Annotated in this window: 19 protein-coding genes; 7 read left to right on the top strand and 12 right to left on the bottom strand. The window is 69.2% G+C overall.

Translation table 11 applies throughout. The features are described 5' to 3' along the window. Positions 1–40 precede the first annotated feature (40 nt). A complete protein-coding gene (locus ACFOD4_RS16180) occupies positions 41–1,582 on the top strand; it encodes a M81 family metallopeptidase (RefSeq protein WP_379598037.1) in 1,542 nt (513 codons plus the stop codon). Positions 1,583–1,636: 54 nt separating this feature from the next. Here ACFOD4_RS16180 and ACFOD4_RS16175 read toward each other — a convergent pair whose 3' ends face one another. Then, entirely contained in the window at positions 1,637–2,650 is a 1,014-nt protein-coding gene (locus tag ACFOD4_RS16175) for an enoyl-CoA hydratase/isomerase family protein (protein WP_379598036.1), read from the bottom strand. Positions 2,651–2,700: 50 nt separating this feature from the next. Between ACFOD4_RS16175 and ACFOD4_RS16170 the strand changes: the two genes are divergently transcribed. Beyond that, complete coding sequence (locus tag ACFOD4_RS16170) at positions 2,701–3,849, top strand: ABC transporter ATP-binding protein (RefSeq protein ID WP_456316901.1); 1,149 nt, start codon at positions 2,701–2,703, stop codon at positions 3,847–3,849. Between the two features lie 210 nt (positions 3,850–4,059). On the opposite strand, the gene ACFOD4_RS16165 is transcribed toward ACFOD4_RS16170, so the two are convergent. The 3 genes from ACFOD4_RS16165 to ACFOD4_RS16155 are packed head-to-tail and all read right to left on the bottom strand — an operon-like array spanning position 4,060 to position 9,088. Beyond that, positions 4,060–4,749, bottom strand: a complete 690-nt coding sequence (locus tag ACFOD4_RS16165; RefSeq protein WP_379598034.1) for a gamma-glutamylcyclotransferase — start codon at positions 4,747–4,749, stop codon at positions 4,060–4,062. A 17-nt stretch (positions 4,750–4,766) separates the two neighbouring features. After that, complete coding sequence (locus ACFOD4_RS16160) at positions 4,767–7,943, bottom strand: efflux RND transporter permease subunit (protein ID WP_379598032.1); 3,177 nt, start codon at positions 7,941–7,943, stop codon at positions 4,767–4,769. 14 nt (positions 7,944–7,957) lie between these two features. After that, positions 7,958–9,088, bottom strand: a complete 1,131-nt coding sequence (locus ACFOD4_RS16155) for an efflux RND transporter periplasmic adaptor subunit (protein ID WP_379598031.1) — start codon at positions 9,086–9,088, stop codon at positions 7,958–7,960. A 230-nt stretch (positions 9,089–9,318) separates the two neighbouring features. On the opposite strand from ACFOD4_RS16155, the gene ACFOD4_RS16150 reads away from it, so the two are divergent. The 5 genes from ACFOD4_RS16150 (at position 9,319) to ACFOD4_RS16130 (ending at position 14,089) form a co-directional block, all read left to right on the top strand. Then, complete coding sequence (locus ACFOD4_RS16150; protein WP_379598029.1) at positions 9,319–9,864, top strand: TetR/AcrR family transcriptional regulator; 546 nt, start codon at positions 9,319–9,321, stop codon at positions 9,862–9,864. 86 nt (positions 9,865–9,950) lie between these two features. Continuing rightward, positions 9,951–11,021 carry an ABC transporter substrate-binding protein gene (locus ACFOD4_RS16145; RefSeq protein WP_379598027.1) on the top strand — a complete coding sequence of 357 codons (1,071 nt, stop codon included), beginning with the start codon at positions 9,951–9,953 and terminating at the stop codon, positions 11,019–11,021. A gap of 6 nt (positions 11,022–11,027) precedes the next feature. Then, positions 11,028–12,218, top strand: coding sequence for an ABC transporter permease (locus tag ACFOD4_RS16140; protein WP_379598026.1), 1,191 nt, complete (start codon positions 11,028–11,030; stop codon positions 12,216–12,218). Further along, a complete protein-coding gene (locus ACFOD4_RS16135) occupies positions 12,215–13,006 on the top strand; it encodes an ABC transporter permease (protein ID WP_379598024.1) in 792 nt (263 codons plus the stop codon). The genes ACFOD4_RS16140 and ACFOD4_RS16135 overlap by 4 nt, the downstream gene beginning before the upstream one ends. A gap of 90 nt (positions 13,007–13,096) precedes the next feature. Beyond that, on the top strand, positions 13,097–14,089 hold the full coding sequence (locus tag ACFOD4_RS16130) for a Bug family tripartite tricarboxylate transporter substrate binding protein (protein ID WP_379598023.1): 993 nt from the start codon (positions 13,097–13,099) through the stop codon (positions 14,087–14,089). 30 nt (positions 14,090–14,119) lie between these two features. On the opposite strand, the gene egtD is transcribed toward ACFOD4_RS16130, so the two are convergent. The 8 genes from egtD to ACFOD4_RS16090 form a co-directional block, all read right to left on the bottom strand. Then, a complete protein-coding gene (gene egtD / locus ACFOD4_RS16125) occupies positions 14,120–15,103 on the bottom strand; it encodes an L-histidine N(alpha)-methyltransferase (protein WP_379598021.1) in 984 nt (327 codons plus the stop codon). Then, entirely contained in the window at positions 15,100–16,305 is a 1,206-nt protein-coding gene (gene egtB / locus ACFOD4_RS16120) for an ergothioneine biosynthesis protein EgtB (protein ID WP_379598020.1), read from the bottom strand. Before egtB ends, egtD begins: the two co-directional genes overlap by 4 nt. Positions 16,306–16,430: 125 nt before the next feature. Continuing rightward, positions 16,431–16,934, bottom strand: a complete 504-nt coding sequence (locus tag ACFOD4_RS16115) for a GNAT family N-acetyltransferase (RefSeq protein ID WP_379598018.1) — start codon at positions 16,932–16,934, stop codon at positions 16,431–16,433. Position 16,935: 1 nt separating this feature from the next. After that, on the bottom strand, positions 16,936–17,256 hold the full coding sequence (locus ACFOD4_RS16110; protein WP_379598017.1) for a YciI family protein: 321 nt from the start codon (positions 17,254–17,256) through the stop codon (positions 16,936–16,938). Positions 17,257–17,286: 30 nt separating this feature from the next. Then, positions 17,287–17,757, bottom strand: coding sequence for an RNA pyrophosphohydrolase (locus tag ACFOD4_RS16105; RefSeq protein ID WP_379598015.1), 471 nt, complete (start codon positions 17,755–17,757; stop codon positions 17,287–17,289). A gap of 10 nt (positions 17,758–17,767) precedes the next feature. Beyond that, entirely contained in the window at positions 17,768–18,910 is a 1,143-nt protein-coding gene (locus tag ACFOD4_RS16100; RefSeq protein WP_379598013.1) for a divergent polysaccharide deacetylase family protein, read from the bottom strand. Positions 18,911–18,946: 36 nt separating this feature from the next. Then, on the bottom strand, positions 18,947–20,329 hold the full coding sequence (locus tag ACFOD4_RS16095) for a S41 family peptidase (protein ID WP_379598012.1): 1,383 nt from the start codon (positions 20,327–20,329) through the stop codon (positions 18,947–18,949). Positions 20,330–20,458: 129 nt separating this feature from the next. Beyond that, positions 20,459–21,907 carry a murein hydrolase activator EnvC family protein gene (locus ACFOD4_RS16090; RefSeq protein ID WP_379598010.1) on the bottom strand — a complete coding sequence of 483 codons (1,449 nt, stop codon included), beginning with the start codon at positions 21,905–21,907 and terminating at the stop codon, positions 20,459–20,461. Positions 21,908–21,927: the final 20 nt, after the last annotated feature.

Here is a 21,927-nt window from a genome sequence, read left to right as displayed (position 1 = left end):
CTTGCAGTCTGCGGGCCTGCAACCCGCAAGGATGAGCCGCATGACCGCCAATCCCAGGATCGCCCTGCTGGGCTTCATGCTGGAAAGCAATGGCTTCTCGGCCCCTGCGGAGGAGGCCGAGTTCCGCCAGAAGCTGTTCCTGGAGGGCGATGCTCTGCTGGAGGATGCGCGCGCCGAGACGTCACGCGATCCGGGTGGCATCAAGGGCTTCGTGGCTGAGATGGATCGCGCGGGGCCTTGGCGGCCGGTGCCCCTCGCCATCACCTCGGCCGGCGCCAGCGGGCCGGTGGAGCAGGGCTTCTTCGACCGCTACCTCGTCGCCCTGGCGGAAAAGCTGCGCGCCGCCCTGCCGCTGGACGGCGTCTACATCGAGGCCCATGGCGCCGCCACCGCCACGGTGGAGCCGGACCCGGAAGGCACCCTCTACGCGATGGTGCGCGAGGTGGTTGGGCTGGATGTTCCGGTGGTCTCGACCCTGGACCTGCATGCCAATGTGAGCCGAGCCATGGTGGAGCGCACCGACCTGCTGATCGCCTACCTCACCAATCCGCATGTGGATATGTTCGTGCGCGGGGAGGAGGCAGGGCGGGCCATGCGCGAACTGCTCGGGGGCGTGCGGACGAGCAAGGCCTTTGTCCGCCTGCCCATCCTGCCCGCTTCCGTCACGCTGCTTTCCGATCGGGGTCCCTACGGCGCCGCCATCGCGCGCGGCCAGGAGCTTTGCACCGGGCCGATCCTGAACGTCTCGGTGCTGGGCAATTTCAGCCTGGGCGATTGCGCAAAGAACGGCATGAGCGTGATCGTCACCAGTCGTGGAGACCAGGCGGCGGCCGAGGCCGTGGCGCGCGAGCTCGCCGGCATGCTCTGGGCGCGGCGCGAGGAGTTCATCGCGACGCTGACACCGGTGGAGGAAGCGGCGCGGCGGCTGAAGGAGGCGTGCGACAACCCCGCCCTGCCGCCGCTGCTTTTCGCCGATGTGGCCGACAATCCCGGCGGCGGCGCGCGCGGCAACACCACGGCCATCCTGCGCGCCTTTCTGGAAGCGGGAATCGACCGCACCGCCTTCGCCATCCATTTCGACCCCGAGCTGGCGCTGGAGGCGCACAGCAAGGGGCAAGGCGCCCGCTTTCGCGCCGTGCTGAACCGCAGCGAGACCACGCCCGGCAGCGACCGGCTGGAGGCCGAGGCGGAGGTGATGGCGCTGTCGGACGGCAACATCGTCGGGCGGCGCGGCATCATCGGCAACCGGCGTCAGGCGCTAGGCCTTACCGCCTGGCTGCGGCTTGAGGGGCGGATCGACGTGGTGTTCGTTTCCATCCGCCACCAATGCGCGGACACCGCGACCATGGAGCATCTGGGGCTCGATCCGCGTGCGCTGCGCGGCATCGTGGTGAAGTCGCGCGGCCATTTCCGCGCCGGCTTCGACGATCTGTTCGCCGACGAGCAGATCCTGGAGGTCGACGGGCCAGGGCTGGTGACGCCGATGCTGTCCCGCGTGCCGTTCCGCAACCTGCCGCGCCCGATCTTCCCGTTGGACGAGGCAGTGGAATGGACGGTGCCGGTGGATGTGTCGGTGGGCTGAGGCCGCCGGCCACCCGCGGGGCAGGGGAGAACGCTCCCCTGCGGAAGGGCTGCCTTACTCGAACAGCGCGGCGAGGGCCCTGGCATCGGGGGCGGGCTGCCAGCGCGGCGCGTTGTCCTTGTCCACCAGCAGCGCGCGCACGCCCTCGGCGAAGTCCGGGTGCGCGGTGACGTTGCGGGTGAGGGCCAGCTCCAGTTCCAGGCAATGCGGCAGGTCCAGGGTCGCAGCGCGGCGCAGCAGTTCCAGCGTCACGGCGACGCTGGTGGGCGAAACGCGGCGCAGGATGGCCAGCTGCTCGGCGGCCCAACCGGCCTCCTCCTCTTCGGCCTCCAGCGCCGCCTCGATGCCGGCGCGGTGTTCCGACCCGAAGCAACGCTCAATGGCCGGGCGCAGGGCGGCGATGCGTCCTGGCGGCACGGGGCGGGCGAAATTCTTCACCTGGGCCGCGTCGCCCTCGGCGAACAGGGCGGCGCGCAGCGGCTCCAGCCGCTCCGACGGCACGAAATGGGTGGCCAGACCTGCCTCGACCGCCTCGGCGCCGGACAGGCGGGCGCCCGTTACCGCCAGCCAGCGCCCCATGGCACCGCTGCTGTCGAGGCGTGGCAACACATGGCTGGTGCCGACATCGGGGAACAGGGCAATGGCTGTTTCCGGCATGGCGAGCATCGCCTTCTCGGTCACGATCCGGTGGCTGCCATGGACCGAAACGCCGAGGCCGCCGCCCATGCACACGCCGTCGATCAGGCTGACCCAGGCAAGGGGAAAGGCGGCGATGGCGCCATTCACCGCGTATTCGGCGGCAAAAAAGGCCTCGACCCCCGCACGGTCACCGGCCAGCACCAGCTCCCGCACCCGCCGCACATCGCCACCGGCGCAGAAGGCCCGGCCGCCGGCTCCTTCCAGCAGCACCAGCCGCAGATGCGGGTCCGTCTGCCAGTCGGCGAGGGCGGCGGTGAAACCCTCGATCATGCTGAGGTCCAGCGCGTTCAACGTCCGCGGGCGGTTCATCAGCAGGTGGCCCACCGGGCCGTGACGGGTGGCGATCAGGCTGGCGTCTTGGTCTGGCATTCGGGGCTCCGCTTGTTCTCTCCCGCTCAGCGTCGCGGCAGGACGCTCGGTTGACAAGGCGCCCCGCCAGCCCCGATGCAGGCGCAGAAGCAAGGGATGAGCGGGGCATGGCCGAGGCGCTGGTGCGGTTCGAGGGGGTGCGCAAAGCCTATGGGCCCAAGGGCGCGGGCTATGCGGTGAAGCAGCTCGATCTGGCCGTGCAGCGCGGCGAGTTGTTGACCCTCCTGGGCCCTTCCGGCTCGGGCAAGACCACCACCTTGATGATGCTGGCGGGGTTCGAGCAGCCCAGCGAGGGCCGAATCCTGTTGGAAGATCGCGACATCGCCCGGCTGCCGCCGCATAAGCGCGGCATCGGCGTGGTGTTCCAGTCCTATGCGCTGTTTCCACACATGTCGGTGGCCGAGAATGTCGCCTTTCCGCTGGAGGTGCGGGGGATCCCGAAGGCCGACCGCGCCGCCCGTGTGGCGCGTGCGCTGTCGATGGTGCGGCTGGAAGGCTTTGGCGAGCGCCGCCCGTCCCAACTTTCGGGCGGGCAGCAGCAGCGCGTGGCGCTGGCCCGCGCCATGGTGTTCGAGCCGCCCATCGTGCTGCTGGACGAGCCGCTGGGCGCGCTCGACAAGTCCCTGCGGGAGGAGATGCAATACGAAATCCGCGCCCTGCACCAGCGTCTCGGCCTGACCATGATGTATGTGACGCATGACCAGGCCGAGGCGCTGACGCTGTCCGACCGCATCGCCGTGTTCGAGGGCGGGCTGGTGCGGCAGCTCGCCACGCCCCGCCGCATCTACGAGGCGCCGGCCAATGGCTTCGTCGCCGGCTTCGTGGGCGAGAACAACCGGCTGCCGGGCCGCGTCATTGAATCCGACGGCCCCATGGTGCGGGTGGCGCTGGATTGCGGCCCGGTGGTGGAGGCGCGAATCGTCGATACGGGCGGTGCCGGCAGCCGCTGCTTCGTCGCCATCCGACCCGAACGGGTGGCCGTTGCCCCGGTGCGCGCCGACGATCTGGGAGAGGGTGCCCTGGCTGCCCGGCTGACCGAGGCGATCTTTCAGGGCGACCACCTGCGGCTGCGGCTTTCCCTGGGCGAGGGGGGAGAATTGCTGGCCAAGCGCACAGTGGGCGGCGGGCCGGTTCCCGAGATCGGTGCCATCGCGGCCGTTGCCTGGGACGCCAACCAGGCTTTGGCGTTCTCCGCCTGATGGCGTGTGGCGCTGTGCCGAGGATGCCAAAGCGTCGTAACGGCGCCTTCCTGCCGGGGGCTGATCCGGCCTGTTCCGTCTGGCGGCGCTGCTGCATGGCAGGCCGGAATCGAACCGTCCGGTTTTCGCCGCCGATCCAGCCACGCGGCGGAGCGTCATCCGGTGCGAACAGGCGTCGTGAGGCGCCCCCGAGGTGATGGTGGGGCGAGGTCAGGCGGCGCTGCGCTCGGCCACCAGGCGACGGATGCGTTCCAGCCCCTCATCGTGCAAGCCCATCTCGTCGAGCTGCCCCGCCGTCTGCGCCAGATACTCAGCATTGCTCCCAATCGGGCCATGCGCCGCAGCGATGCAGGCGGCGCTTTCCTCGTCGGACAGCTCGGCGGCATAGGCAGCCTGGGCATGATCGGCGGTAAAGGTGATGGCGGCCATCGGACCTTCCTCCGTTTCCAGCGTCACCCAGGTGGCGAGATAGCCAACCACCACCATCTCGCGCATCCAGACGAGGCCCAGCTCCTCGCGTTCGGTGCCTTCCTCCAGCCGGAAGGCGACGCCATGCGTGCTGCCGCCGCGATCCAGCGCCAGCATCAGCCCGGGCTGTTCCACCGTGCCGCGCCCGGCACGCAGCCACAGGCAGAAGCGCCGCTGCCAGCCATGCAAAGTGGCACGGCGCCGCTCGGCGAAATGGAAGCTCGGGTTCCACATCAGCGAGCCGTAGCCGAACACCCAGACCGGCGCGCTGGAAGGGCGCGCGGCCAGGGCGTCATCCAGGGTGGCCTGCATCTCGGCTTCGCTGCGCAGGATGAGGCCCGGGGTCGCACGCACCGCCGCCATCAGCGAACCGTCGCGCAGGGTCTCCCGCGAAATGGTGCGAAGCGGGGGCGGGGCGGGGGCATCATCCATGCGCAATTCTCCTTCGATCATTCGGCCGGCTGCACGGCCGCCGTCCGGCGCCGTTCGCTGCGCGCCATGGCGCGGGCGACGACGTAGAAGACGGGTGTAAACACCAGGCCGAACACCGTCACCCCCAGCATGCCGGCGAACACCGCCGTGCCGAGGCTCTGCCGCATCTCGGCGCCGGCGCCGGTAGCAATGGCCAGCGGCAGCACGCCGAGGATGAAGGCGAGCGAGGTCATCAGGATCGGGCGGAGCCGGGTGCGGGCCGCGGCCTCGGCGGCCTGCCAGCGCGACATGCCCTCCTGCTCCGCCTGGCGTGCAAACTCCACGATCAGGATGGCGTTCTTGGCGGCCAGGCCGATCAGCACCACCAGGCCGATCTGAACCAGCACGTTGTTGTCCATCCCGCGCCACATCACGCCCGAGAGGGCCGCCAGGATCGACATCGGGGCGATCAGCACCACGGCCAGCGGCAGCAGCCAGCTCTCGTACAGAGCTGCCAGCAGCAGGAAGACGAACACCACCGCAAGGCCGAATGCAATGGGCGCGGTGTTGCCCTGGGTTGTCTCCTGCAGGGCCAGCTCCGTCCACTCAAAGGTGTAGCCAGGCGGCAACTCCGCCGCCAGGACCTCCTGCATGGCCGCGATGGCCTGGCCGGTGGAGACGCCCGGTGCCGCCGCACCCTGGACCTCGGCCGCCGGGAACAGGTTATAGCGCGGCACGCGATACGGCCCGGTATCCGGCTCCAGCGTGGCCAACGAGCCCAAAGGCACCATCTCGCCGGCATCGTTGCGCGTGCGCAGCAGCGACACGTCGCGCGGGTTCCGGCGCTGGGATTCCTCGGCCTGCGCGGTGACGCGGTAGGTGCGGCCCAGAATGTTGAAGTCGTTCACATAGGCCGAGCCCAGATAAACCGACAGCGCCTCGGATACGCGGTCCAGCGGTACACCCAGCATCTCGGCCTTGGAGCGGTCCACCTCGGCGCGCAGCGTCGGCGTGGCGGTGTTGAACAGGGTGAAGGCCATGGCGATCTCGGGCCGCTCGAAGGCGGCGGCGACGACGCGGTTGGTCACGGCCTCCAGCTCGCGGGCGCCGCGATCCCCACGGTCCTGGATGTAGAGCTTGAAGCCGCCGCCCGTGCCGATGCCGGAGACGGATGGGGGCGGGATGACCAACCCCATTGCTTCACGCTGCGTGGCGACGGCAGCCTGCACGGCGCCGATCAGCCCAGGATAGGAAATGCCTTCCGCCTGGCGCTTCTCGAAGCTGTCCAGGGTGACGAAGATCACGCCGGTATTCGGCGCGTTGGTGAAGGTGGCGCCGTCGAAGCCGGTGAACATCACCGTGTTGCCGACGCCCGGCACCTTCATCACTTCCTCCGAGGCCGCGCGCATCACGGCGTCGGTCCGGCCCAGCGTGGCACCCGGCGGCAGCTGGAAGGCAGCGATCAGATAGCCCCGGTCGAGCGGCGGTATAAGCCCGGTGGGGGTGGTGCGCACCGTCTGGCCAGTCAGCAGCAGCAACCCGCCGAAAACCAGCATGACGATGGCGGACATACGCACCAGCCGCCGCGTCACTGCGCCATAGCCGATGGACAGCGAGTCGAACAGCCAGTTGAAGCCGCGGAAGAACAAACCGAAGGGCGCGGCCACCGCCGCCCGCCAGCCGGTGAGCTTCTCGTGGCTGTGCGGCCGCAGCAGCAGCGCCGCCAAGGCGGGGGAAAGGGTCAGCGACACCAGAGCCGAGAGCAGCGTGGCGACGGCGATGGTGACGGCGAATTGCTGGTAGAAGGCTCCTGCGAGCCCTTCGATGAAGGCCGTCGGCACGAACACGGCGCAGAGCACCAGAGCGATGGCGATCAGTGCCATGCCCACTTCGTCCATGGTGCGGCGCGTGGCAGCAACGGGGTCCATTCCCTCGGCCAGGTGGCGCTCCACATTCTCGACCACGACGATGGCGTCATCGACCACGATGCCGATGGCGAGGATCAGGCCGAACATGGACAGGGAGTTCAACGAGATGCCCAGCGCGCCCATGAAGGCGAAGGTGCCGATGATGGAGACGGGAATGGCCACCAGCGGAATGATCGAGGCGCGCCAGGACTGCAGGAACAGGATCACTACCAGCACCACGAGGATGATCGCCTCGATGAACGTATGGATCACCGCTTCCATCGACTGCTCGATGAATTGCGTGGTGTCGTAGACGATGCGGTAGTCGACACCGGGCGGGAAGCTCTGCTTCGCCTGCTGCAGCGTCTGGTGCAAGGCAGTAGCCGTCGCCAGGGCATTGGAACCCGGACGCTGGAACACCGGCATGGCGACCGCACTTTCCCCGGTCAGGTAGGCGCGCAGCGTGTAGTCCTGGCTGCCCAGCTCGACCCGGGCCACATCCTCCAGGCGTAGCGGCGCGCCGCCCTCGCCGGCGGCGATGACGATCTGCCCGAATTCCTCGACCGAGCGCAGCCGACCGAGCGCCGAGATGTTGAGCTGGAAGGCCTCGCCGCTCGTGTTCGCAGTGGGTGCATGGTTCAGCCCGCCCGCCGCCACCTGCACGTTGGCGCGGCGCAGCGCGGCGACCACCTCGCCCGGCGTCAGGCCACGTGCCGCGATCTTCGCCGGATCCAGCCAGACGCGCATGGCGTAGTCGCCGCCACCGCCGAAAAGCTGCACGTCGCCCACGCCGTCAAGCCGCGCGATCCGGTCCTTGATGTTCAGCGTGGCGTAGTTGGCAAGATACTGGTCCGATCGCGAATGGTCGGGCGAAACCAGATGGATCACCATCATGATGTCGGGCGACGCCTTCTTCACGATCAGCCCCAGGGTGCGGACTTCGGTCGGCAGGCGCGGCTCGGCGATGGCCACGCGATTCTGCACCAGGACCTGCGCCTGGTCGATGTCGGTGCCCTGCTCGAACACCACGTTGACGGTCAGGCGGCCGTCGCCGGTGGATTGCGAGGAAACGTAGAGCATCCGCTCCACGCCGTTGATCTCCTGCTCGATCGGCGAGGCCACCGTTTCGGCGATCACCGCGGCCGAAGCACCCGGATACTGCGCCGTGATGGTCACGGTGGGCGGGGCGATCTCGGGGTACTCGCCGATCGGCAGGCGGGAGCCGGCGATGCCACCGATGATCACGATGGCGATGGAGATGACGGCGGCGAAAACCGGCCGCGCGATGAAGAACTGGGCGAAGCGCATGGCGCGTGCTTCCTTCAGCGGGCGGCGGCGAGGCGGCCGTCGGCCGACTTCACCTCTGCCGTCACGCGCGAGCCGGGGCGTGCCAGGTGCAGGCCCGCAGTGATGACGCGGTCGGCGGGCGTGAGACCCGCCTGGATGACGCGCAGCCCATCGACCAGGGGCCCAAGCTCCACCGGCTTGGCCACCACCGTACCGTCGGCCGCCACGGTCATCACCACACGGGTCGCTTGGTCCGCCGCAATGGCGGCATCCGGCACCAGCAGCCGCTCGCCCTGGCCGGCGGGCAGGCGGAGCCGCGCAAAGGCGCCGGGCGTCAGGAACATGTCCGGGTTCTGCAGCAGGGCGCGGGCACGGATGGTGCCGGAACGTGGCCGCAACTCGGTGTCAAGGAAGTCAAGCTGCCCGCCGTGGCTGAACTCGGCCTCATCGGCCAGGCGCAGCCGCACCTCGCGCGGTGCGGCGCCAGGGCGGGCGCCGCCGGTGCGGGCCAAACGCAGGTAATCCGACTCGCTCATGTCGAAGCTGGCATAGATGGGGTCCAGCGTCAGAATGGTGGTCAGCGGCGTTTGGCTGGCCTGGACCAGATTGCCGGCATCCACCCGCCGGTCGGAAGCGCGGCCGCCCTGCGGCGCGCGCACCGAGGTCCAGCTCAGCTCCAGCTGGGCCTGGCGCAGCCGCGCCTCGGCATCGGCCAGTTCGGCCTCGGCTCCCCGCTCTGCGGCGCGGCGGGCATCCAGCTGCGCCTGGGGCGCGATACGCCCGGCCACCAGTGGCTCGGTGCGGCGAATATCCTGCCGTGCCAGTTCAAGCCGGGCGCGGGCACCGTCCCTCGCCGCCTCGGCGCTTTGCACGGCGATCTCGAAGGGGCGTTTGTCGATGGTGAAAAGCAGGTCGCCTGCGCGAACGACCTGGCCATCGCGGAAATGCACCTGCTCGATCAGGCCGGAAACCCGCGGGCGCAGTTCTACCCGGGCGGAAGGCTCCAGCCGGGCGATATGATCCTCCCACTCGGTCAGCGAGCGGCGCTGCGGCTGCTCCACCGTCACAGTGGGGGGGGCAGGGGCCTGCTGCGCCAAGGTGGGCGTGGCGAATGCCAAGCCAAGCAAGGGAAATGCCAGAAGGGTCTTGCGGAAGGAGTGGGCCATTGACTATCTCCTGAGCCGGATGATACCGACCGGTTCGTTCGATATTGATACGAACCGGTCGGTAACATTGCAACCCCCCTGCTGACCGTGCTTTTTCGTGTTGATGCTTTTTTCCGCCGGAGCCCCTGAAAGCTCGGGGAAAACCTTGAGGAGCGAGAGCCGCAACCGTGTCCGAGATGCCGAGATCCACGAAGCGCAACCCCCGCCCTGCCGCTGAGCGCTTAAAGGATGTGGCGAAGGAGCTCTTCTACAAGCAGGGCATCCGCGCAACGGGCGTGGAAGAACTTTGCCGTGTCGCCGGCACGACCAAGATCAGCCTGTACCGCGCCTACCCATCGAAGGACGAGCTGATCGCCTCGGTGCTGCGTGAGGATTGCGCTGATGAGGCCTGCTGGTTCGAGAAGGCGCAGAGTGCGGGCATCACCCCGGCGGAACAGCCCCGGGCCTATGTCCGGGCAGCGGCCGAGGCCATGCGGCTGCATGGCTATCGCGGTTGCCCGCTGGGCATGGCGATCGTTGAATTCCCCGATCCCTGCCACCCGGCCCGCAAGGTTGCCGATGCCTACAAGCTGAAGGTCCGCGATGCCATCCGGCAGATGCTGAGCGCGGCCGGCGCCGCCGATCCGGAGGTGACAGGGGATACGTTGGTGTTGATGATCGAGGGCGCCTTCGCCTCTGCCCCCTATCTTGGTCATCTGGAGGCTGCGGACTCGCTGGAGCGGGCTGGTCTGCGGCTGCTCGACACCGTGCTGCCGCAGGATGCTCATCCAAGCTGAGCAGAACGCTTTTCACCCGCGCCGGGCCGCCCTAGGCTTTCGGAGGCGCGCCGCGCCCGCGGCGCCCGGCGAGGGGAGAGCGGATCATGCTGCGGAAAGGTTTCGGCGCCGTGCTGGCGTTCGGTGTTCTGGCGCCTGCCATGCTGGCGGCGATGTTGCCGGTGGCGGATGCGAAGGCGCAGGGACGAGACCTGACAGTGGTGTCCTGGGGGGGCGCCTATCAGGATGCCCAGCGCGACATCTTTTTCCGCCCGTTCCAGCAGGACACCAAGGCGCGCCTGCTGGAGGAAACCTGGGATGGCGGCGTTGGCGTGCTGCGCGCCAAGATCCAGTCCGGCGCCAACAACTGGGATGTGGTGCAGGTCGAGAGCGAGGAATTGCTGATCGGCTGCGAGGAAGGACTGTTCGAAAAGATGGACTGGTCCGCGCTAGGCGGCCAGGACCGCTTCATCCCCGAGGCCGTGCACGAATGCGGCGTGGGCAACATCCTCTACTCCTTCATCCTCGCCTATGACCGGAACCGCATTGCCGAGGGGCCGAAGAACTGGGCGGATATGTTCGACACCGCGAAATTTCCCGGCAAGCGCGGCTTCCGCCGGGGTCCGAAGACCACGCTGGAGATCGCGCTGCTGGCCGACGGCGTGCAGGCTTCCGAGGTGTACAAGCTGCTGGGCACCAGCGCCGGGGTAGACCGCGCCTTCCGCAAGCTGGACAGCATCAAGTCCGACATCGTCTGGTGGGAACGCGGCAGCCAGCCCGCGCAGCTCCTGGCCAGCGGTGAGCTGGCCCTGACTGTGGGCTACAACGGCCGCATCACCGCCGCCAACCAGGGGGACAACCGCAATTTCGGCATTGCCTGGGCCAACAACCTGTTCACCCTGGATAGCTGGGTGGTGATGAAGGGTTCCCCCAACAAGGAGAAGGGGCTGCAGTTCATCAATTTCGTTACCCAGCCGGCCCGCCAGGCCGAGTTGCCGTCGCGCATCCCCTATGGCCCGACGGCCAAGGGTGCGCAGGACCGTCTGCCGCAGGCCGTGCTGGCCAACCTGCCCACGGCCCCGGCGAACGCCGAGGGGGCGCTGCAGATCAGCGACCAGTTCTGGCTCGACAATCTCGATCGGTTGAACCAGCGCTTCAACACCTGGGTTTCCCGGTAAGCGCCGTTGAGCCCGCGCTGGAAAGCGGCGGCGCTGGTGGCGCCGCTGCTGCTGTTTCTCTTGCTGGTCTTTGTTCTGCCGATCGGCGCCTTTCTGCTGCGTGCGGTGCAGGAGGGCGAGGTAGCGCCGGTGCTGCCGCGCACCGTCGCGGCGCTGGCCGAGTGGGACGGGCGCGCGGTGCCGGACGATGCCGCCTTCGCCGCCCTGGCCGCCGATCTGCGCGAGGCCCGTGCGCGCGACCAGCAGGCGGGCGGCGGCGCCCTTGCCCGCGCCGCGGCGCGATTGAACGCCGATTGGCCGGGCTTCCGCTCCCTTCTGCCGATGACCGCTCGGCGCATCGGAGCCGCCGAAGGGCCACCGCGCCAGGCGCTGACAGGCATCTCCGAGGACTGGGCCACAGCTGCGCCCTGGGGTGCGATCCGCCGCGCCGGCGGGCCGATCTCGGATTTCAACCTGCTGGCCGTACTGGACCTGAAGCGCGACGCTGCCGGCAGCATCGCCGCTGCGCAGGCGGATGAGGCGATCTTCCGTGCCGTGCTCTGGCGCACCTTGTGGATCGGTGCGCTGGCGACAGTGATCTGCCTCGCCATCGGCTACCCGCTGGCGTGGCTGATCGCAACTGCACCCCCGCGCCTGGTTCCATGGCTGCTGGCCGGGGTGATGCTTCCTTTCTGGACCAGCCTGATCGTGCGCACCGCCGCGTGGATGGTGCTGCTGCAGCGCGAGGGTATCGTCAACGCCACCCTCCAGGGCGCGCACATCATCGCAGAACCATTGCCGTTGCTGTTCAACCGCGGCGCCGTGCTGCTGGCCATGGTGCACATCCTGCTGCCCTTCATGGTGCTGCCCATCTACGGCAGCCTGCGCGCTCTCGACTGGCGGCTGCCGCGCGCGGCGCTGTCGCTCGGCGCCTCGCCGCTGCGGACATTTTTGCGGGTATCACTGCCGCTGTCCCTTCCGGGAGTGGGGGCAGGGTGTCTGCTGGTGTTCATCCAGGCACTGGGATTCTATGTGACGCCGGCCCTTCTGGGTGGCGCGAACGACCAGATGGTGCCCTATTTCGTGGCCTTCTATGCTTCCCGCACGGTGAACTGGGGGCTGGCCGCGGCGCTGTCGGTGATGCTGCTGGCGGCTGTGGCCATTGTGGTGGCGCTCTACGGACGGCTGGTCGGCTTCGGCAAGGTGCGGACGGCATGAAGGCACTTCATCTCTCCCCTTCGCGCACGATCCTCTGGTGTTTCGGCATCCTTGCCATCCTGTTCCTGATGGCACCGGTGCTGGCGGTGCTGCCGCTCTCCTTCTCTTCCGGCTCCTTTCTGTTCTATCCGCTGCCGGGGCTGTCGCTCCGCTGGTACGCGGATTTCTGGCAGTCGGATTTCTGGCTGCCGGCGCTGTGGAACAGCCTCAAGGTGGGATCGGGCGCCGCGCTTGTGGCGGGCAGCCTGGGCACGTTGGCGGCCTTCGGGCTGTGGCGATCCGACTTCCCGGGCAAGTCGCTGGTCATGGCCGTGCTGCTGGCACCCATGGTGGTGCCCGCCATCATCGTCGCCGTGGCGCTGCTGCTGGTGTTCGGGCCGCTTGGTCTGACCAACAGCTTCACAGGGTTGATCCTGGGCCATGCCGCGCTGGGCGCGCCTTTTGTGGTGGTCACCGTTCTGGCCGCGCTGCAGCAATTCGATGCCACGCAACTGCGCGCAGCCGCGTCCTGCGGCGCATCCCCGGTGCGGGCGTTCTTGCGCGTCTGCCTGCCGCAGATCCTGCCCGGCGTTGCGGCGGGCGCGGTGTTCGCCTTCGCCACCTCGCTGGACGAGGTCGCGGTTGCTCTGTTCATCTCCGGGCCGGCGCAGCGGACCTTGCCGCGCCAGATGTTTTCCGGGCTGAACGATTCCATCAGCCTCACCATCATGGCGGCGGCCATGGTGCTGGTGCTGTTGTCGGCCCTGCTGCTTCTGGCGGTGACGTTGCTGCGGCGACGCTCGCCCTGAGGGTACGCCGTCGATAGGACAGCCCGCCTGACTTGATCCTCAGGCGGGCACCACCGCATACACCGCCGGATTGCTTTCCGGAGACTTCTGATGCCTCATCACCCGGCCCGCCGCCACCTTTTGGGCGCCGGTTTGGCCCTAGCCGGGTCGGCCCTTTTCCCCAGGGCCGGACGGGCCGCCGAGAACTGGCCCAATCGTCCTGTGCGATTGCTGATCCCGTTTCCGCCCGGCCAGGCCACCGACACCATCCTGCGCTATCTGGCGGATGAACTGGGGCGGCAATGGCCGCAGCGTATCGTGGTTGAGAACCGCGCCGGGGGGGCGGGCGTGGTCGGCATGGAAGCCGGCGCGCGCTCTCCTGCCGATGGGTACACCCTGGTCGCCTCCACCAGCGGCACCAACGGCATCAACCCGAGCATCATCCCGAACCTGCCCTACGATGCGCTGCGCGACTTCAATTACATCACCACGGTGTTCACCGTGCCGTTGATGATCGTGGCTCATCCCGGTTTTGGCCCCGGCACCGTGCCGGAACTGCTGGAGGCGGCACGCGCCCAGCCAGGTGGCATCCACTACGGCAGCGGCGGCCCTGGCACCTCGCAGCACCTGTCGGCCGAGATGTTCGCGTCGGGCGCCGGCATCAAGCTGGCGCATGTGCCCTATCGCGGCTCGGGCCCGGCCATGGCCGACCTGATCGCCGGCAACATTCCCCTGATGTTCGACAGCGTCGCCAGTGCGCTGCCGCATGTGCGGGATGGCCGCATCAAGGCCATTGCCGTCACCTCGGCCAGTCGTGCCCCGCAGCTTCCCGATGTTCCCTCGATCGGTGAGTTTCTGACCGGCTACGAGGCGATCGGCTGGGGCGGGCTGTGCCTGCCCAAGGCGGCGCCGGCCGAGGTCGCCCTGCGCGTCAATGCCGATGTCACCGCGCTTCTCCGCGATCCGCGCGTCGCTGCCCGGATGCTGCAACTGGGCGGCACCGCCGCGCCGCAGACGCTCGACGAAGCGAACGCCTTTGTGGCCGGCGAGATCCGGAAATGGGGCGCGGTGGCGAAGGCGGCCGGTGTCAGCCTCGAAGGCTGAGCCGGGGCGCGGGGTCGGTGGGGCGGTGTCCTAACCCTGGCCGAGCAGCGATACGGAGAAGAGCCGCGCCGGATCGGTCCAGATCCCTTGTACCTGCCAGCCGGCGCGGCCGGCCAGGCGGTGCAGGTCCTCCTCCGTGTACTTGTGGCTGTTCTCCGTATGGATGGTTTCGCCCTCCGCGAAGTCGATGCGCTCGCCTCCCAGAGCGACCGATTGCGGGCGGCGAGCACGCAGATGCATCTCCATCCGCTTCAGCTCCGGGTTCCATTCCGCAACGTGCTCGAAGCCGTCAAGGTCGAAATCGGCGCCGCATTCGCGGTTCAGCCGGCGCAGCAGGTTGAGGTTGAAGCGTGCCGTGACCCCCGCCGCGTCGTCATAGGCCGCCACCAGCGTTTCGCGCGGCTTCACCAGATCGGCGCCCATCACGAACATGGCGTCCTCGCCCAGCGTGCCGCGGGCGCGGGCCAGAAACCGAACAGCTTCCTCCGGCGTGAAGTTGCCGATCGTCGAGCCAGGGAAGAATCCCAGCCTCGGTGCGGCTTCTACCTGGTCAGGCAGGCCGAATTCGCGGGTGAAGTCGGCGGCAATCGGCAGCACCTCCAGATCCGGATGGCTGACCGCGACCTTGGACGCGGCCTCGGCCACCCATTCCGGCGCGATGTCTACCGGAACATACGCCGAAGGCGCCTCCAGCGCGTCCAGCAGCACATCCACCTTCTCGCCATCGCCGGAGCCGAACTCCACCACCGCGGCATGGGCCGGCACATGGGCGGCAATCTCCGCGGCATGGCCGCGCAGGATGCCGATCTCGGTGCGCGTGGGGTAGTATTCGGGGAGGCGGGTGATTTCGCCGAACAGCGCCGCGCCCTCCACGTCGTACAGCCACTTGCAGGGCAATGTCTTGCGGGGCGCCTTCAGCCCGGCCAACGCATCCGCCAGCATTTCCGGCCGGTGGTCGTCCCCGGAACCGCTGCCATTCGTCTCGGCCGGGCCCGGCTTGGTGATGCTGTTCATTTGTCCTCCGCCAGCCTGAGGCCGGTGAACTGCCAACGTTTGTCGGGTGCGAAGAAATTCCGGTAGGTCGCGCGGGCATGCCCTTCCGGGGTGGCCAGCGAGCCGCCTCGCAGGATCATCTGCCCGACCATGAACTTGCCGTTGTACTCGCCAACGGCGCCCGGCCAGGCGCGGAATCCTGGATAGGGACGGTAGGCGCTGCCGGTCCATTGCCAGGCGACGCCGGTGGCATCGTGGAAGCCGGGAAGGGCGGCTGCGGCCTCGAATTCCTGCTCGGTCGGCAATCGGCGTCCGGACCAGCGGGCAAAGGCATCGGCCTCGTACCAGCTGATGTGCCGCACCGGCAGCGCCGGGTTCACCGCATGCTCGCCGGCCGGGGTGAACTGCTTCCAGCCATCCTGATGGCGCGACCAGTACAGCGGCGCCTCCCAACCGGCGGCCGAAGCGGTGGCCCAGCCATCGCTCATCCACAGCGTGGCGGTGCGGTAGCCGCCATCCTCCATGAAGTCGAGCCACTCGCCATTGGTGACAAGCCGGTCGGCGATGCGGAACGGTGCCAGAAAGGCTTTGTGCCGGGGAGTTTCGCTGTCGAAGGCGAAGCCGGGGCCGGAATGACCGATCTCCACCACCCCCTCGGGTCCATCCAGGAAGCGGGCAGGCCCGGTGGCGCTGACCGGCTCGTGCCACTCGATGTCCCAGGCGGGCAGTAGCGGGTTCTCCCACAGCGCGTGCAGCATGTCGGTGACCAGCAGCTCCTGATGCTGCTGCTCATGCTGCAGGCCCAACTCCACCAGCTCGGCGACCTCAGGCCCGAGTTCCGCCGTGCCGAGGAAGCCGGTCATGGCCGCATCAACGTGTGCCCGGTATGCGCCCACCTCCGCCACGCTCGGGCGCGTGGTCAGGCCACGCTTGAAGCGGGCGTTCCGCGGTCCGGCCGCCTCGTAATAGGAGTTGAAGAGAAAGGGGAAGCGCTCGTCGAAGATGCCGTAGCCACTGGCATATCGGCGCAGCACGAACGTTTCGAAAAACCAAGTGGTGTGGGCCCGGTGCCACTTCACCGGGCTGGCATCCGGCATCGACTGCACCACCTGCTCCTCGGGCCCGAGGCGGGCGGACAGGGCCTCGGTGGCAGCGCGGACAGCACGGAAACGCGCCAGGAGGGCCGTGGCCTGGCTGGCCACGACCGTGTTTACGTCGTGCATGGAAGCTTCCCCCGAGACGTCTTGGGGGGTGCAACGCGGCCGGCGCCGGATAGTTCGCGCGGCCTCGCGCCTTCGTGAGAGAAAGCTCGGTGATTGCCAGGCAACCGATGGCGCTCGGCGCTGGCCTACAGCGTCTTGAACATCACCAGTGCGTCCACATAGCCGTGCGCAGGGTGGCGGAAGGCGCGCGGCAGGCGGCCCAGGATGTCGAAGCCCATTCCTTCCCACAGCCGGACGGCCCGAAGATTGGTGCTGACGACGAAGTTGAACTGCATGGCATGGAAGCCGGCTTCCCGCGCGCGGGATAGGGAATCGGCACACATGGCCCGTGCCACGCCCCGGCCGCCTGCCTCGGCAGCGGTCATGTAGCCGCAATTGCACACATGCGCGCCGCCCCCCGCTTGGTTGGCGCGAAGATAATAGGTGCCGAGAATGCGGCCAGTCCCATCCTCTGCCACAAAGCTTTTCCGATCTGGGCCAGTCCAGTAGGCAACCGCGTCGTCCTCGGCCATCGAGCGCGGCAGGGTGTAGGTTTCGCCGGCGCGGATCACCGGCATGATGATGGCCAGGATGGCGGCACGGTCGCGTTCCGTGGCAGGCCGGATGCGCAGTTCCTCCTGCCCGCCCATGTCAATTGCCGCCTGATGGGAGGGCACGGTAAGGCAGCGGTGCCACCCGGAAGGGCAGGATGGTGAGATCGCGCCAGACGCCCTGCTTCATGTAGGGATCCTCTGCCAGCCAGTGCCGCACCGCTGTCTCGTCCGGCAGGTCGACCACCAGGGCGGACCCCACCATGCGCCCCTCCGGTGCATCCAGGATTGCTCCGCCGATCACCAGCTCTCCGGTCGCCGCCAGCGGCTCCACCCGCCGCAGGTGCTCCGGCCGCGCATCGAGGCGGCGCTGCAAGGCTTCGGCGTCGCGCCCGTCATGCGCAATCACGATGAAGGCCATGATGGCTTCTCCCCTTGCGCCCGGGCCGGCTCAGCGCGCGGCAAACCGGGCGAATTCCTGTGCCAGCCGCGCATAAACCGGCCGGCGGAAAGCGACAACGATCTCCGGCAGCTCCTCCAGCCGCGCCCAGCGCCAGGCATCGAACTCCGGATGCGGGTCGAGGTCCAGCCGGATGTCCTCGTCACGGCCGGTGAAGCGCAGGGCGAACCATTTCTGCGTCTGCCCGCGGAACCGGCCGCGCAGGGCCTTGCCCAACAACTCGGCCGGAAGGTCGTAGTTCAACCAATCCTCCACCTCGCCGATGATTTCGGCCCGTCCCGTGCCGATCTCCTCCGCCAGCTCGCGCAGCACGGCGACACGCGGGTCCTCGCCCTCATCCAGCCCGCCCTGAGGCAGCTGCCAGGCTTCGGTGGCCACGTCATTGCGCCGGGCGATCAGCACCAGCCCTTCGGCATTGAACAGCACGGCGCCGACATTGCGTCGGTAGGGAAGCTCAGTCATGGCGGATCCGTCAGCGGGTCGATTCGATGGCTGGAGGCTGCACCACGGCGCTGGCCGGCGCCAGCGCCAGCCCGCGCGCGCCGAGGCCTGCTGCCCAGGCGACGATCCGCTCCACCAGCAGCGGCGCGGGCTCGGCGGCGAGACCGATGGCATGGCCACGCTGCCGCGCCACAGCTTCCAGTGCCTGGAGCCGGTACTGTACCTCGCCCCCGGTGAGGGGCTCGTCCAGGATCTGGTCCACGGAGGCAGCATCGCCCACGCCGGGACGTGCATCGATGAAGAATAGGCCGCGACGCTGCAGCGCAGCTTCCAGCGCTGCTCGCTGGGCCTCGTTCGCCGTGAAGCGCTCCCCGCGCTGTCCCCCCACCGCGCCAATGGTTCCGGCATAGCCCGCGAAGCGGCCAAGGGCTCGTTCCAGGCGCTCCTGGTTTTCGGTCCAGCCCAGCGAGGCGCGCAGCACATGCGCCCCTGGCGCGGTGCCGGAAGAGTCGAGCGGCAACGCCATCACCACCTCCAACCCACGCTGCCGGGCCTGCTCCAGCAACGCGTCCGGCTGTGGCGCAAGAGGGGAGAAGGCGAGGGTCACCCCTGCCGGCAGGCGTCGGATGGCCTCTTCCGCGCGCAGAGGCGATTCGGCGAAGCCGCCGATCACCAGGGCGATGCGGGGCAGCCCCTCGTCCCGGAAGGCAGCGGCATAAGCCTCGCGGGGCTGGCGACCATCGGCGCCGATGCGCGGCAGCGGACCGTGCGCCGAGGGTTCCAGCAGTGCTGCTTGCGGCGGGGCGATGGCACCGCCGGTGGTCGGACCGGCCCGTTGCGCCAGGGGCGGTGGAGGCGGTGCCTCGGGCGGCGCGCGCCAGGGCTCGGCCGGGGCGGCGGGTGGCAGTGGTGTGGCGGCGAAATCCTGCACGGTTCCGCCGGTCTGTGGATCACCGCCGAGCTCCGGAGCGGCCAAAGGTTCCTCCGCCGCCATGGGCGGGGGAGCGTGGCTGTGAATGTTGGGCAAAGGCGATGGAAGGGTGGCAGGGGCTCCGGGAACCGCCTCAGGCGGCGGGCCCCAGCTGTGCAGCAGCGCCACGCCACCGCACGCGCCACCCAGCACCAGAAGCCAGAACAGGCCGAGCGCGCGCCAGGCGAGGCGGGAGCCGGACATGCGGCAGGCTCCTCCCTCCCTGTGGCCTTGCCCGCTTCAGCGCGCCGCGCGGCGCTGCGGCTCGGCGGCCGACCAAGCACGCAGCAGCGTCACCGCCTGCTGCAACTGGAAATCGGTCTCGGGCTTGGTCGGGTCGAAGGCCGGCGCGCCTTCGGGCGGCAGGCGGGACACCTTGTCCTGCACCCCGGCGGGCAGGTTCACCGGCGGAACGGGCGCGCTCTCATGCGTTCCATTGTCGTTGCGCAGCGCCTTGCGGAGATCGGCCTCGCGGTCGCGCAACGGGGCATTGGCCTCTTCCCGCGTCGCCAGCACCTCGATATCGGGCGAGATGCCCAGCGCTTGGATGGAGCGGCCCGAGGGCGTGTAGTAGCGGGCAGTGGTCAGCCGAATGGCACCGTTGCCGGGAATCGGCATCACGGTCTGCACGCTGCCCTTGCCAAAGGATTTGGTACCCAGCACCACGGCGCGGCGATGGTCCTGCAGGGCGCCGGCCACGATCTCACTGGCCGAAGCCGAGCCGCCATTGACCAGCACCACCACCCGGAGCCCGTCGGTGATGTCGCCCGGCTTGGCGTTCCAGCGTTGGGCGTCGTCGGCGCGGCGGGCGCGGGTGGAAACGATTTCGCCCTGCTCCAGGAAGTCGTCCGAGACCTGCACGGCCTGGTCCAGCAACCCGCCCGGATTGTTGCGCAGATCGAGGATCACGCCCTTGAGGTTGTTGCCGGCTTGCTTGCGCATGGTGGAGATGGCGTTGCGAAGGGCGAGGTCGGTCTGCTCGTTGAAGGAGGACAGGCGCACATAGGCGACGTCGTTGCCCTCCATGCGGAAGCGCGCCACCTGCGGGCGGATTACGTCTCGCACCAGGGACAGCTCGATGGGCGTTTCGGCGCCAGGGCGGCGGATGGTCAGCTTGATGGCCGAACCGCGCTCGCCGCGCATGCGTTCCACCGCCTCCTGCAAGGACAGGCCCTGGACGGATTCGCCATTCAGGTGAGTGATGAGGTCGCCGGGCTTGACGCCGGCCTTGGCCGCCGGCGTGTCGTCGATCGGGCTGATCACCTTCACATACCCGCCTTCTTGGCTGACCTCGATGCCGAGGCCGCCGAACTCGCCGCGGGTCTGCACCTGCATGTCGCGGAAGGAGCGGGCATTCATGTAGGAGGAATGCGGGTCGAGGCCCTGGAGCATGCCGTTGATGGCGCTCTCGATCACGTCCCGGTCATTGACCGGTTCCACATACTCGGCGCGCACCCGCTCGAACACGTCGCCGAACAAATTGAGAAGGCGGTAGGTCTCGGCGCGGCTGCCGCTTTCCTGGGCGATTGCAGACACCACGGGCGGCAACACGACCGGGCCGAGCACGGTTCCGGCCAGAAAGGCCGCACCCACCACGCCAGCGGTCCGCAATCCACGCTTCATACCACGACCCTTTATTCCCGCCGGCCATCTTCCCGGACACTGCCCCGATACCCTAGAGCGCTTTGGGGGCCTGCGGTCAAATTGAAACCTTTTACGACAATGGGAAAGCCCCGGTCCGGCCGGACGCTGTTAACCCCGCGCGCGAAGCCAGGGCTTGGGGTCGACCGGTGTGCCATTCCGGCGCAGCTCGATATACAGGGTCGCGTCGCCATCCCCGCCGAGCCGGCCCACCGGCTCGCCGGCCAGCACGCGCGATCCGGCGTCTGCATCCAGCGATTCCATGCCTGCCAGCACGGCATGATGACCGCCCCCGCAATCGATGATGACCATGCGGCCGTAGGAGCGGAAAGGCGCGGCAAAGGCGATGCGGCCGCCGCAGGGGCTGACCACCCGCGCTCCCGCCGGTGCCGAATAGGTGATGCCCTGTGCCGCGCCGCCCGCGCCCGCATCGCCAAAGTCGCGCGACACACGCCCTGCCACCGGCACCGTGCGGCCGCCGCGCGGCACACTCACGGCGGGGGCGCGGCTGGCCTGGCGGCTTTCCTGTTCGGCCCGCCTCTGCCGCGCCTGCTCCTGCCGCTGCAACACGGCTTCTTCCCGCGCCAGCCGCGCCCGCTCCTCGGCGTCTTGGGCGGCACGGCGGCGGGTCGCCAGCGCCTCGGCCTCCGCTTCGGCCCGGCGGCGCTGTGCCTGTTCCGCAGCAGCCTGTTCCCGTGCCGCCCGCGCGGCGGCGTCGCGTTCCGCCTTTTGCCGCGCAGCCTCAAGCCGTTCCAGCACGTCCCGCAGGTCGGTGGCGCGGGCAGCGCTGGTAGCGGCTTCGGCGGCGGCTTCCCGTTGCTCGCGCTCGGCGGCACCGCGCCGGGCACGGGCGTCGGCCAGCGCGGCCTCGACCGCCGCGGCGGCGGCGCGTACCTCGGCCCGCGCCTCGGCCAACTGCGTCGCCTCGGCCTCGGCCTTGCGGGTGGCCTCCGCGGCCACGGCCTGGGCCTGGCGCAGCGCCTCCGCCTCGGCGGAAAGGTGGCGGGTCAGGCTGCGCAGCACCAGCGTGCCGCGCAGCGCTGTTTCCGGGTCGCCGGGCACCGCCAGCAGCGTTTCCGATGGCCAGGAAGACAGCCGGCGCAGCAGCGGCAGCAGCGGCGCCATGGCCTGCGCTCGTCGCCCCAGATCCACCAGCGCTGCGTCGCGCACCTCCGCGGCCTCGCGCGCCGCTTCACCGGCGGCGGCGGCGGCCTCGTCGGCGGCCACGGCGCGGCGACCTGCGGCGGCGCGCTGCTCGGCCAGCTTGCCTTCCGCCTCGGCAGCCTCACGCGCGGCCAGCGCAGCCGTCTCCGCCGCCTCTTGCGCGGTGCGGGCCGCGGCCTCCGCTTCCCGTACGGAGCGGGGGGTGGGCTCGGCGGCCCTGGCGGCGGACATCAGGCCGGACAACAGCTTGTTCTGGCGATGTCCCCAGCTTTCCCACCCCATGCCGGTTCCGGCTGACAGGGCAGCAAGCATCAGCCCCGGAACCAGGATGGCCGGAACCGGCAAGGGCAGGCGGCGTCTCAAGGCTTGGCGGCTGGCGCACGGCAGGCGGGCCATGGCGGCCATCCCGGATCTCA

Origin of the sequence: Teichococcus globiformis (assembly GCF_042646265.1) — a bacterium.
In the GTDB taxonomy this organism is placed as follows: Bacteria; Pseudomonadota; Alphaproteobacteria; order Acetobacterales; family Acetobacteraceae; genus Pseudoroseomonas; species Pseudoroseomonas globiformis.
This window is presented reverse-complemented; position numbering and strand designations above follow the sequence as displayed.

Bases quoted from the DNA above. Each gene is read 5' to 3' on its own strand.
- ACFOD4_RS16180 (WP_379598037.1), top strand. From the start codon at position 41: ATGACCGCCAATCCCAGGATCGCCCTGCTGGGCTTCATGCTGGAAAGC.
- ACFOD4_RS16175 (WP_379598036.1), bottom strand. From the start codon at position 2,650: ATGCCAGACCAAGACGCCAGCCTGATCGCCACCCGTCACGGCCCGGTG.
- ACFOD4_RS16165 (WP_379598034.1), bottom strand. From the start codon at position 4,749: ATGGATGATGCCCCCGCCCCGCCCCCGCTTCGCACCATTTCGCGGGAG.
- ACFOD4_RS16160 (WP_379598032.1), bottom strand. From the start codon at position 7,943: ATGCGCTTCGCCCAGTTCTTCATCGCGCGGCCGGTTTTCGCCGCCGTC.
- ACFOD4_RS16155 (WP_379598031.1), bottom strand. From the start codon at position 9,088: ATGGCCCACTCCTTCCGCAAGACCCTTCTGGCATTTCCCTTGCTTGGC.
- ACFOD4_RS16145 (WP_379598027.1), top strand. From the start codon at position 9,951: ATGCTGCGGAAAGGTTTCGGCGCCGTGCTGGCGTTCGGTGTTCTGGCG.
- ACFOD4_RS16135 (WP_379598024.1), top strand. From the start codon at position 12,215: ATGAAGGCACTTCATCTCTCCCCTTCGCGCACGATCCTCTGGTGTTTC.
- ACFOD4_RS16130 (WP_379598023.1), top strand. From the start codon at position 13,097: ATGCCTCATCACCCGGCCCGCCGCCACCTTTTGGGCGCCGGTTTGGCC.
- egtD (WP_379598021.1), bottom strand. From the start codon at position 15,103: ATGAACAGCATCACCAAGCCGGGCCCGGCCGAGACGAATGGCAGCGGT.
- egtB (WP_379598020.1), bottom strand. From the start codon at position 16,305: ATGCACGACGTAAACACGGTCGTGGCCAGCCAGGCCACGGCCCTCCTG.
- ACFOD4_RS16115 (WP_379598018.1), bottom strand. From the start codon at position 16,934: ATGGGCGGGCAGGAGGAACTGCGCATCCGGCCTGCCACGGAACGCGAC.
- ACFOD4_RS16110 (WP_379598017.1), bottom strand. From the start codon at position 17,256: ATGGCCTTCATCGTGATTGCGCATGACGGGCGCGACGCCGAAGCCTTG.
- ACFOD4_RS16105 (WP_379598015.1), bottom strand. From the start codon at position 17,757: ATGACTGAGCTTCCCTACCGACGCAATGTCGGCGCCGTGCTGTTCAAT.
- ACFOD4_RS16100 (WP_379598013.1), bottom strand. From the start codon at position 18,910: ATGTCCGGCTCCCGCCTCGCCTGGCGCGCGCTCGGCCTGTTCTGGCTT.
- ACFOD4_RS16095 (WP_379598012.1), bottom strand. From the start codon at position 20,329: ATGAAGCGTGGATTGCGGACCGCTGGCGTGGTGGGTGCGGCCTTTCTG.
- ACFOD4_RS16090 (WP_379598010.1), bottom strand. From the start codon at position 21,907: ATGGCCCGCCTGCCGTGCGCCAGCCGCCAAGCCTTGAGACGCCGCCTG.